Consider the following 9,603-nt stretch of genomic DNA (forward strand, 5'->3'; position numbering starts at 1 on the left):
TCTTATGTCCTCGTTGCTCTGTCTCTACGGGAGCCCGGTCAGGAGACCGGACCTCCGAAGATGTCGATGCGGTCGCCCTCGGCCAGACTGACGATCGCGCGCTTGGTGTCCTTGCGCTTGCCGAGACCGTTGCGGGTCCGGCGCGTCTTGCCCTGGCGGTTGATCGTGTTGACCGACGTCACCTTGACGTTGAACACCTTCTCGACCGCGATCTTGATCTCGGTCTTGTTCGCGTCCGGGTGCACCAGGAAGGTGTACTTGTTCGCGTCGAGGAGGCTGTAGCTCTTCTCGGACACGACCGGCGCGAGCAGGATGTCGCGGTGGTCCTTGTGCAGGGTGCTCACTTGGCAGCCTCCTCGGCGGTGTCGTCAGCAGCCTCGTCGACGGCGACGTCGGCGGCCGGGGCCTCGACCTCGGTCTCGGGCTTGTCGGTCGCCTTGGCAGCGCCGTTCACCAGCACGTCGTACGCGCCCTTGGTGAAGACGACGTCGTCGGAGGCGAGCACGTCGTAGGTGTTGAGCTGGTCGACAGCCACGATGTGCACCTCGGGCGCGTTGCGCAGCGAGAGCCAGGTGACGCTGTCGTTGCGCTCCAGCACCACCAGGACGCGGCGGCGGTCGGCGATCGTCGCCAGAGCGGCGATGGCCGCCTTGGTCGACGGCACGTCGGAGCTGATCAGCGAGTCGACCACGTGGATGCGGTCGTTGCGGGCCCGGTCGGAGAGGGCACCGCGCAGGGCGGCGGCCTTCATCTTCTTGGGGGTGCGCTGGTCGTAGTCACGCGGCTTGGGGCCGTGGACGACGCCACCACCGGCGAACTGCGGCGCGCGGGTCGAGCCCTGACGGGCCCGGCCGGTGCCCTTCTGCTTGTAGGGCTTGCGGCCACCGCCGCGGACCTCGCCGCGACGCTTGGTGGACGCGGTGCCCTGACGAGCAGCGGCCTGCTGCGCGACGACGACCTGGTGGATCAGCGGGATGTTGACCTCGACGTCGAAGATCGCGGCGGGGAAGTCGACCTTGGACTTCTTCACCGTGGTCTTCTTCGCGGCGGTCTTCTTCGCAGCGGTCTTCTTCGCAGCCGGCTTCTTCGCGGCGGTCTTCTCGGTGTCGGTAGCCATGGTCAGACCTCCTGCGTCTTCTTGGCGGCCGAGCGCAGGACGATGACGCCACCCTTGGGGCCGGGAACGGCACCCTTGAGCAGGATCAGGCCCTTCTCGACGTCGACGGCGTGCACGGTGACGTTCTGGATGGTGACCGTGTCACTACCCATCCGGCCGGCCATGCGGGTGCCCTTGAACACGCGGCCGGGGGTGGCGCACGCGCCGATCGATCCCGGCTTGCGGTGGTTGCGGTGGGCACCGTGCGACGCGGAGACACCGTGGAAGCCGTGCAGCTTCATGACACCGGCGAAGCCCTTGCCCTTGCTGGTGCCGGTCACGTCGATCTCCTCGCCAGCGGCGAAGGTGTCGACGGCCAGCTCCTGGCCCACGGTGTACTCGCTCGCGAGAGCGGTACGGATCTCGACCAGGTGGCGACGCGGGGTCGTCCCGGCCTTGCCGAAGTGGCCCGCACGCGGCTTGGTCACCTTGCGGCCGTCGATCTCGCCGAACCCGACCTGGATGGCGTTGTAGCCATCGGTCTCGGGCTTGCGGACCTGGGTGACCACATTGGTGCTGGCGGCGATCACGGTCACAGGGACGACGCGGTTGTTCTCGTCCCAGAGCTGGGTCATGCCGAGCTTGGTGCCCAGCAGGCCCTTCACATTGCGTTCGAAAGTCATCTCGTCAACCTCAGAGCTTGATCTCGATGTCGACGCCGGCAGGCAGGTCGAGACGCATCAGCGAGTCGACGGTCTTCGGCGTGGGGTCGATGATGTCGATGAGGCGCTTGTGGGTGCGCATCTCGAAGTGCTCGCGGGAGTCCTTGTACTTGTGGGGCGAGCGGATGACGCAGTACACGTTCTTCTCGGTCGGCAGCGGCACGGGGCCGGCGACCTTGGCACCCGTACGGGTGACCGTGTCCACGATCTTGCGTGCCGAGGTGTCGATCACCTCGTGGTCATAGGCCTTGAGCCTGATGCGGATCTTCTGTCCCGCCATAGGTCTCTCTCGTCCTTCTCGATCAGTACCGCGTGCGTGTTCCGAGACGTCCTCCGGCTTGAGTCGGTCCCGCCCGTGCTTCCCACCCCTGCTGCTCCGACCCCCGCGGTCGGGCGTGTCGCGCCTTGTGGACACAACACGAGACCGGGATCTCGCAACACTGCTGGGGTGGCGCCCGACGGTTCGTCGAGCAGATCGGGTCTCCTGGGTCGGTGCGGCCACACGCCGGACCACTGACCCCTCATGGAGACACGATTCAGTAGTCAAGATGTGCGCACCCCGGCAACCCTGCCGAAGCAACCGCACTATCTTGACAGAGATCCCCGCCCTCGCCAAATTCACCGGCCCCTGGCTCCGAACCTGCGAGGAGACAGGGCTCAGCCGGGGAGATTGAGGAGCGTCGGCTGGGGGCCGCGCGCCAGCGCGGGACCCAGCGACACGTCTCGAAATCCACCGGCCCCTGGCTCCGAGCCTGCGAGGAGACAGGGCTTCCGTTCTCGGGTTAGTGTCCCCCATGTCGGACGAGAACACGTTCTATTCGACGTCCACGCGGGGCTCGAGGAGCGGAAGGAAGACACCGTGATCATCGACCTGCCGGAGGACAAGGACCCGATCCTGTACGTCTGGGGAGAGATGGTGCCGGGCATCGGCATCGCCGCCTCGACGTTCGCCACCAGCGTCTACGAGCACACGACGCTGGGGCTGCGCGAGTTCGAGGCCGCGCGGCTGCGCATCGCCCAGGTCAACGGCTGCCTCTTCTGCCAGGACTGGCGCACCGAGCGCGACGGCGTCCAGGTCGAGGGCGACTTCGCGGAGTCGGTCACCGAGTGGCGCACCACGCCCGCCTTCGACGACCGGACCCGGCTCGCCGCGGAGTACGCCGAGCGCTACGCGCTCGACCACCACGGTCTCGACGCCGGGTTCTGGACACGGATGAAGGCGTCCTACACCGACCGCGAGATCGTCGAGCTGTCCATGTGCCTGGGGTCGTGGCTCGCGTTCGGGCGGCTCAACCGCGTGCTCGGCCTCGACGCCGAGTGCGTGCTGCCCAGCCACCTGCCCAACCACCTGCCCAGCCACGCGATCCGGGCTGACGGACAGGCGTGACGGGGCGGGCTGACAAGATGGCGTCGGCCGATCCCCTGGAGGCGACGCATGTCGGGCAACGAGTCGTACCCCCCACCGGGCAGTGAGCCCGGCGGCCCGCCGCCGCCCGGATGGGCGCCGGCCCCGGCCGTAGCACCGCAGACATGGGCGCCGCCGCCCGCGCCCGGCCCGTCCTGGGCACCCCAGCCCGGCATGCTCGGCGCCGCCCACAAGCCCGGCGCCCTACCGCTGCGACCGCTCGCGCTGGGCGACATCTACGACGCCGCGTTCAAGATCATCCGGTTCAACCCGAAGGCGACCGTCGGCTCCGCGGTCCTGGTGGCCGTCGTGGCGATGGCGATCCCGGTGGTGGTCACGGCCCTGCTCACGGTGCTGCTCGACCTCTCCCTCGACCAGTCCGGGGACGACCTCTCGACCGCCGAGCAGCTGGGCTACGCCGGCTCGGGCGCATCGCTCGTCCTCGGCTCGCTGCTCCAGTCGATCGGGCTGATCCTGGTGACCGGCATGATCGCCCACGTCGCCGCGGCCGCGGCGATCGGGCGCCGCCTCTCGCTCGGCGAGGCGTGGACGGCCACCCGGGGGTCCCGCTGGCGGCTGGTCGGTCTCACGCTGCTCCTCGCCCTGATGCTGATCGCGATCGTGCTGGTCTACGTCGTGGCCTGGGTGCTCGTCATCGCACTGCTGCCGACGTGGGCGGTCGTCGTGTTCGGCATCGTCTCGGTCCCGGCCGTGGCCGTGCTGCTCGTCTGGTTCTGGATCCGCGTCTACTACCTGCCGGTGCCGGCGCTGATGATCGAGCGGATCGGAGTCACGGCCGCGATCGGGCGCGGCTTCCGCCTGACCCGCAAGCAGTTCTGGCGCACCTTCGGGATCGCCCTGCTGACCTTCGTGGTCGGGGCCGTGGCCGGCGGGATGCTCTCCGCGCCGTTCTCGATCGCAGCCCAGATCGTGCCGCTCGCCCTGGAGAGCTCGCGCTACGCGGTCCTCATCGGCGTGGTGCTCGCCGCCGTCGGGACAGTGGTGCAGACGGCGTTCGTCGCGCCGTTCACGGCCGCCGTGACCACGCTGCAGTACCTCGACCAGCGGATGCGCAAGGAGGCGTACGACGTCGAGCTGATGGCCCAGGCGGGGATCACCGCGTCGTGAGGGCACTCCTCGCGCTGGTCGCGGATCCACCCCTCGACCCGTCGCCGGACGACGCGAGGTCGCTGCTGCGTCGCGAGCTGGTCCACCCGGAGTACCACGACCGCAACCTCCTCGAGCAGGTCCTCGACCGGGTCGACCGGTTCGTGAGCGACAGCATCGACGCCGCCTCGCACGCGCCCCCATTGTCGACGTTCGCCGCCATGGTCGTCTTCCTCCTCCTGGCGGTCGGGCTGGTCTGGCTGCTGTCGAAGGCCCGGCGCACCGCGCGCGCCGCGCGGGTGCGCGGCGCGGTGCTCACCGACGAGCGGGTCACGGCCGACGAGCTCCGGGCCCGCGCCGACCGGGCCCTGGCCGAGGGCCGCCACGGCGACGCCGTCGTCGACGGCTTCCGCGCGGTCGCGGTCCGCCAGATCGAGCGAGGAGCCCTCGACGACCTGCCCGGTGCCACGGCGCACGAGGTCGCGGCCGCGCTCGCCGCCGTGCACCCGGGCCGGCGCGAGCAGGTCGACCGCAGCGCCGCGCTCTTCGACGCGGTGCTGTACGGCGACCGCCCCGCCTCGCCCGCCCAGGCGGCGGAGGTCCTCGGGCTCGACGACGCGCTGGTGGGGCGCTGATGGCCGCCACGACCGCCCCGGGGGCGACGACGGGCGGCGGCTGGGTCCGCCGGCAGCGGTCGACGCTCGTGGTCGGCGCCGGGTTGGTGCTGGCGGTCGCGGTCGTGCTCCTGGTGGGTGGCGGCACCGCGCGGACGACGGCCGCACTCGACCCCGACAACCCCGACCCGGTCGGCGGCCGGGCGGTCGGCCGGGTGCTGGCCGACCAGGGGGTCGACGTCACGGTGGTCCGCAGCGCCGACGCGCTCGACGACGCCGGGGTCGACGCGGACACCACCGTGCTCGTGACGTCGACCGGGCTGCTCGGGGAGAGCACGATCGACCGGCTCCTCGCCGCCGCCGACGACGCCGACCTGGTGCTCGCCGAGCCGGGCCCGGGCACGACCGAGGCGTTCGGGATCGACGAGCTGCCCTTCCAGGTCACCGTCGACGACCCCCGCCCCGCCGCCTGCACGAACCCGACGTACGACGGGCTGTCGCTGCAGGTCGACCGGGCGCTCGAGTACCCCGTCGCGGGCGGGTGCTTCCGCGGCGAGCACGGGGCGCTGCTGGCCGAGCCGGCGCCGGGCGTCACGCTCCTCGGCGCCGGCGACGTGCTCAGCAACGACCAGGTGCTGCGCGCCGACAACGCCGCGGTCGCGCTGCGGCTGCTCGGCCAGCACGACCGGTTGGTCTGGTACGTCCCCTCGCTCGACGACCTGGTCGGCGACGACGGGGTCAGCCTCACGACGCTGCTCCCCCGCGGGCTGCGGCCCGGGCTGTGGATCGGCGCGCTCGCCGTGCTCGCGCTGCTGCTCTGGCGGGCGCGCCGGCTCGGGCCGCTCGCCACCGAGCCGCTGCCGGTCGTCGTGAAGGCGATCGAGACCACGCGCAGCCGGGGCCGGCTCTACCGCAGGTCCGGCGACCGCGGCCACGCGGCGGCCCACCTGCGCTCCGCCGCCCGGACCCGTGCCGCCGACCGGCTGGGGCTCGGCGCCCGGCCCGACCCCGACGCGCTGGTGCGCGACCTGGCTCGCCACACAGGCCGCTCGGTGGAGGAGATCGACCACCTGCTCGGCCCGCACGCCCCCACCCCCGCCACCGACCACGACCTGATCGCCCTGGCCGGCCACCTGGCCGAGCTCGACAGAGAGGTACGCCGCACATGACCGAGACTCCCCCGGGCGACCACGCCCGCGAGCGGCTGGCCGCCGTACGCACCGAGGTCGCGAAGGCCGTCGTCGGACAGGACGCCGCCGTCTCCGGCCTGCTCGTCGCGCTGCTCTGCGGCGGGCACGTGCTGATGGAGGGCGTGCCCGGTGTGGCCAAGACGCTGCTGGTGCGCACCCTCGCCGGCGCGCTGTCGGTGGACACCCGCCGGGTGCAGTTCACCCCCGACCTGATGCCCGGCGACATCACCGGCTCGATGGTGATCGACAGCCGGCAGGGCGAGCTCAGCTTCCGCGAGGGCCCGCTGTTCACCAACCTGCTGCTGGCCGACGAGATCAACCGGACCCCGCCCAAGACCCAGTCCGCCCTGCTCGAGGCGATGGAGGAGGGCCAGGTGTCGGTCGACGGCGTCTCGCGCCCGCTCCCCCGGCCGTTCCTCGTGGCGGCCACACAGAACCCCGTCGAGTACGAAGGCACCTACCCGCTCCCCGAGGCGCAGCTCGACCGCTTCCTGCTGAAGGTGGTGCTGCCGATCCCCGACCGCACCGCCGAGATGGAGATCCTGCGACGGCACGCCGCCGGCTTCGACCCCCGGGACGTCGCCGGGGCCGGCGTGACCCCGGTCGCGGGTGCGGCCGACATCGCGGCCGGGCGCGAGGCCGTCGGACGCGTCCAGGTCAGCCCGGACGTCGCCGGCTACATCGTCGACATCGCCCGAGCGACCCGGGAGTCCCCGTCACTGAGCCTCGGCGTCAGCCCGCGCGGCGCGACCGCGCTGCTGCGCTCGGCGCGCGCCTGGGCGTGGCTGACCGGCCGCGATTTCGTGACGCCGGACGACGTCAAGGCCCTCGCCCACGCCACGCTCGTGCACCGGCTCGGGCTGCGGCCCGAGGCCGAGCTCGAGGGCGTGGACGTCGCGCAGGTGCTCGCCTCCGCCCTGGGGTCGGTGCCGGTCCCCCGATGACTCACCCCAGACGAATGCTCGCTTCGCTCCGCTTCGACCGGGGACCCCGAAACCCATGACGATCTCCGGCCGCGTCCCTCTCCTGCTCCTGCTGGGGCTGGTGCCGGTCGTGCTGCGCCCGAGCATGGGCACCGTGTGGCTGTGGGTGCTCGCGGTCGGGCTCCTCGTCCTGCTCGACGTCCTGCTCGCCCCCGCTCCCGCCCGGCTGGCGCTCGAGCGACCGCCGGTCGGCACCGTGCGCCAGGGCCAGCCCACCGAGACCCGGCTGCTCGCCACCAACACGTCGACCCGTCGTCTCCGCGGGCTCCTCCGGGACGCGTGGCAGCCGAGCGCCGGCGCCACCGGCAACCGGCACCGGATCGCGCTCGGCCCGGGCGAGCGCGTCGTGCTGCGCACCCCTCTTCACCCCGTGCGCCGGGGCGACCTGAGGGCTGTGGGCGTCACCGTGCGGCTGCGCGGGCCGCTCGGCCTGGCCGCACGGCAGCGGACCCGGGTCATCGAGGGCGCGGTCCGCTCGCTCCCGCCGTTCGACTCACGCAAGCACCTGCCGAGCAGGCTGGCCCGGCTCCGCGACCTCGACGGCCGGGCCGCGGTGCGGATCCGGGGGGCCGGCACGGAGTTCGACTCGCTGCGCGAGTACGTGCGCGGCGACGACGTCCGGTCGATCGACTGGCGGGCCAGCGCGCGCAACCGCAACGTCGTCGTCCGCACCTGGCAGCCGGAGCGCGACCGCCGGGTGGTGCTCGTGCTGGACACCTCGCGCACGTCGGCCGGCCGGGTCGGCGACGTGCCCCGCCTCGACTCCGCCATGGACGCCGCCCTGCTGCTGGCCGCGCTCGCCGCCCGGGCCGGTGACCGGATCGACTTCGTCGCCGGCGACCGCCGGGTCCGCAGCCGGCTGCGGTCCGCCGGGGCACGCGACGTCGCCGCCAACCTGCAGGACGCGATGGCCGACCTGGAGCCGGTGATCGCCGAGGCCGACTGGTCGTCGCTCGCCGGCGCGGTGACCGGGTTCGGCCGCCAGCGCGCGCTGGTCGTGCTGCTCACACCGCTGGAGCCGTCCGCGGTCGAGGAGGGCCTGCTGCCCGTGCTGCCGGTGCTCACCACGCACCACCGGGTGGTGCTCGCGTCGGTGCGCGACCCCGCCCTCGAGGAGCTCGCCGCCCGTCACGACACGCTCGACGAGGTGTACGACGCCGCCGCGGCCGAGCAGGTCATCGCCCGGCGCCGGCACACCGCCGGCCTGCTGCGCACGCTCGGCGTCGACGTGCTCGACACCGACGCGGAGCGGCTGCCGCCCGCGCTGGCCGACCACTACCTGGGGCTCAAGGCGCGCGGGCTTCTCTAGGAACCGGAGGTCGAGGGAGCGCGAAGTCCTGTCCGGAGACCCCGGAAACCGCCGCGCGCACGTCGGCTGCGGGGGTTTCGAGACGGTTGCTGCGCAACCTCCTCAACCACCGGCCTCCACGGTTGCTGCGCAACCTCCTCGACCACCGGTCACGCCTGCGTCGCGACCCGGTCCTCGAGCAGCGCCGCGTCGATGTCGCCGGTCTGACCGCGGTGGTACGCCGCGCGGCCGAGCACGAAGACGTAGGCGAGGAAGACCGCCTCGGCGAGGATCCCGATGCCGACCCGCGCCCAGGTCGGCAGGCCGGACGGCGTCACGAACGCCTCGATCATGCCGCTGCAGAAGAGCACCGCGACCAGGCCGAGCGCGACCGTGCCGGCGGTGCGCCCCTCACGGGCGAGGGACTGGGCCCGGGTGAGCTCACCCGGCTCGACCCAGGACCAGAAGAGCTTGAGCCCGACCCCGCCGGCCACGAAGACCGCCGTCAGCTCGAGGATGCCGTGCGGGAGCAGGAGTCCCCAGAAGTGGGCGCCGTGGTCGTGGCGGATCATGATCGAGCCGATGATCGCGAGGTTCGCGATGTTCTGGAACAGCAGGTAGACCACCGGGAAGCCGAGCACCCCGAGCGCCAGGCACAGCGCGGTCACCCATGCGTTGTTGACCCAGACCTGGGCGGCGAAGTGGCTCGCGGCGTACGCGCTGTAGTAGTCCTCGAAGTCGTGGTTGACGAGCTGGTCGACCTCGGCGGGCGACAGCAGGCTCTGCTCGACGTTCGGGTGGTCGAGGAGCCACAGGATCATCACCGCGGTGACGGCGACGTTGGCCACCAGGGTGCCGATCCACCACCACCGCAGCCGGTACAGCGCAGCCGGGAAGCGCTCGACGAAGAACAGCCGGACGCCGTTCCAGGTGCCGGTCCGCGTGCCGGCCGCGCGGTTGCGGGCCCGCGACAGCAGCGACGACAGGTGCGCGATGAGTGAGGCGTCCGGCGCCGAGGTGCGCACGACCGACAGATGGGTGGCGACCTGCTGGTAACGCTCGACAAGCTCGTCGGACTCAGCCCCGGAGAGCCGGCGCTGGCGGGTCAGCTGCTCGAGGCGCTGCCACTCCGTCGCGTGCGCGGCGACGTACGCGTCCAGGTCCACGCGATCAGCCTAGGCTCCCGGGCGCTCCTAGA

Annotated in this window: 11 protein-coding genes; 6 read left to right on the top strand and 5 right to left on the bottom strand. The window is 72.2% G+C overall.

Going from position 1 to position 9,603, the window contains the following annotated elements; all coding sequences use genetic code 11:
- Positions 1-38: 38 nt before the first annotated feature.
- The 4 genes from rplW to rpsJ are packed head-to-tail and all read right to left on the bottom strand — an operon-like array spanning position 39 to position 2,098.
- Entirely contained in the window at positions 39-344 is a 306-nt protein-coding gene (gene rplW / locus PD653B2_RS14645; RefSeq protein ID WP_085873129.1) for a 50S ribosomal protein L23, read from the bottom strand.
- Positions 341-1,117 (bottom strand): 50S ribosomal protein L4, encoded by a 777-nt coding sequence (gene rplD, locus PD653B2_RS14650; RefSeq protein ID WP_085873130.1) that lies wholly within the window; start codon positions 1,115-1,117, stop codon positions 341-343. The genes rplW and rplD overlap by 4 nt, the downstream gene beginning before the upstream one ends.
- A 2-nt stretch (positions 1,118-1,119) precedes the next feature.
- The gene (gene rplC, locus PD653B2_RS14655; protein WP_085873131.1) at positions 1,120-1,779 is read right to left on the bottom strand and encodes a 50S ribosomal protein L3; all 660 of its coding nucleotides are present in this window, start codon (positions 1,777-1,779) and stop codon (positions 1,120-1,122) included.
- 10 nt (positions 1,780-1,789) lie between these two features.
- Positions 1,790-2,098, bottom strand: a complete 309-nt coding sequence (gene rpsJ / locus PD653B2_RS14660) for a 30S ribosomal protein S10 (protein ID WP_008360994.1) — start codon at positions 2,096-2,098, stop codon at positions 1,790-1,792.
- Positions 2,099-2,677: 579 nt separating this feature from the next.
- Here rpsJ and PD653B2_RS14665 point away from each other — a divergent pair.
- Genes PD653B2_RS14665 through PD653B2_RS14685 form a run of 6 tightly spaced genes read left to right on the top strand, consistent with a single transcriptional unit; the run spans position 2,678 to position 8,426 of the window.
- A complete protein-coding gene (locus PD653B2_RS14665; RefSeq protein WP_085873132.1) occupies positions 2,678-3,205 on the top strand; it encodes a carboxymuconolactone decarboxylase family protein in 528 nt (175 codons plus the stop codon).
- A 48-nt stretch (positions 3,206-3,253) separates the two neighbouring features.
- Positions 3,254-4,351 carry a hypothetical protein gene (locus PD653B2_RS25900; protein ID WP_165763489.1) on the top strand — a complete coding sequence of 366 codons (1,098 nt, stop codon included), beginning with the start codon at positions 3,254-3,256 and terminating at the stop codon, positions 4,349-4,351.
- Positions 4,348-4,965 carry a DUF4129 domain-containing protein gene (locus PD653B2_RS25045; protein ID WP_089503976.1) on the top strand — a complete coding sequence of 206 codons (618 nt, stop codon included), beginning with the start codon at positions 4,348-4,350 and terminating at the stop codon, positions 4,963-4,965. Before PD653B2_RS25900 ends, PD653B2_RS25045 begins: the two co-directional genes overlap by 4 nt.
- Positions 4,965-6,113 carry a DUF4350 domain-containing protein gene (locus PD653B2_RS14675; protein WP_085873133.1) on the top strand — a complete coding sequence of 383 codons (1,149 nt, stop codon included), beginning with the start codon at positions 4,965-4,967 and terminating at the stop codon, positions 6,111-6,113. Before PD653B2_RS25045 ends, PD653B2_RS14675 begins: the two co-directional genes overlap by 1 nt.
- Positions 6,110-7,078, top strand: a complete 969-nt coding sequence (locus PD653B2_RS14680; RefSeq protein ID WP_085873134.1) for an AAA family ATPase — start codon at positions 6,110-6,112, stop codon at positions 7,076-7,078. The genes PD653B2_RS14675 and PD653B2_RS14680 overlap by 4 nt, the downstream gene beginning before the upstream one ends.
- 55 nt (positions 7,079-7,133) lie before the next feature.
- Complete coding sequence (locus PD653B2_RS14685) at positions 7,134-8,426, top strand: DUF58 domain-containing protein (RefSeq protein WP_085873135.1); 1,293 nt, start codon at positions 7,134-7,136, stop codon at positions 8,424-8,426.
- A 149-nt stretch (positions 8,427-8,575) separates the two neighbouring features.
- Here PD653B2_RS14685 and PD653B2_RS14690 read toward each other — a convergent pair whose 3' ends face one another.
- The gene (locus PD653B2_RS14690; protein WP_085873136.1) at positions 8,576-9,571 is read right to left on the bottom strand and encodes a stage II sporulation protein M; all 996 of its coding nucleotides are present in this window, start codon (positions 9,569-9,571) and stop codon (positions 8,576-8,578) included.
- Positions 9,572-9,603 lie beyond the last annotated feature (32 nt).

This window comes from Nocardioides sp. PD653-B2 (assembly GCF_002117935.1).
In the GTDB taxonomy this organism is placed as follows: domain Bacteria; phylum Actinomycetota; class Actinomycetes; order Propionibacteriales; family Nocardioidaceae; genus Nocardioides.

Coding starts and splice junctions, on each gene's coding strand:
- rplD (WP_085873130.1), bottom strand. CDS start 1,117: ATGGCTACCGACACCGAGAAGACCGCCGCGAAGAAGCCGGCTGCGAAG.
- rplC (WP_085873131.1), bottom strand. CDS start 1,779: ATGACTTTCGAACGCAATGTGAAGGGCCTGCTGGGCACCAAGCTCGGC.
- rpsJ (WP_008360994.1), bottom strand. CDS start 2,098: ATGGCGGGACAGAAGATCCGCATCAGGCTCAAGGCCTATGACCACGAG.
- PD653B2_RS25900 (WP_165763489.1), top strand. CDS start 3,254: ATGTCGGGCAACGAGTCGTACCCCCCACCGGGCAGTGAGCCCGGCGGC.
- PD653B2_RS14675 (WP_085873133.1), top strand. CDS start 4,965: ATGGCCGCCACGACCGCCCCGGGGGCGACGACGGGCGGCGGCTGGGTC.
- PD653B2_RS14680 (WP_085873134.1), top strand. CDS start 6,110: ATGACCGAGACTCCCCCGGGCGACCACGCCCGCGAGCGGCTGGCCGCC.
- PD653B2_RS14685 (WP_085873135.1), top strand. CDS start 7,134: ATGACGATCTCCGGCCGCGTCCCTCTCCTGCTCCTGCTGGGGCTGGTG.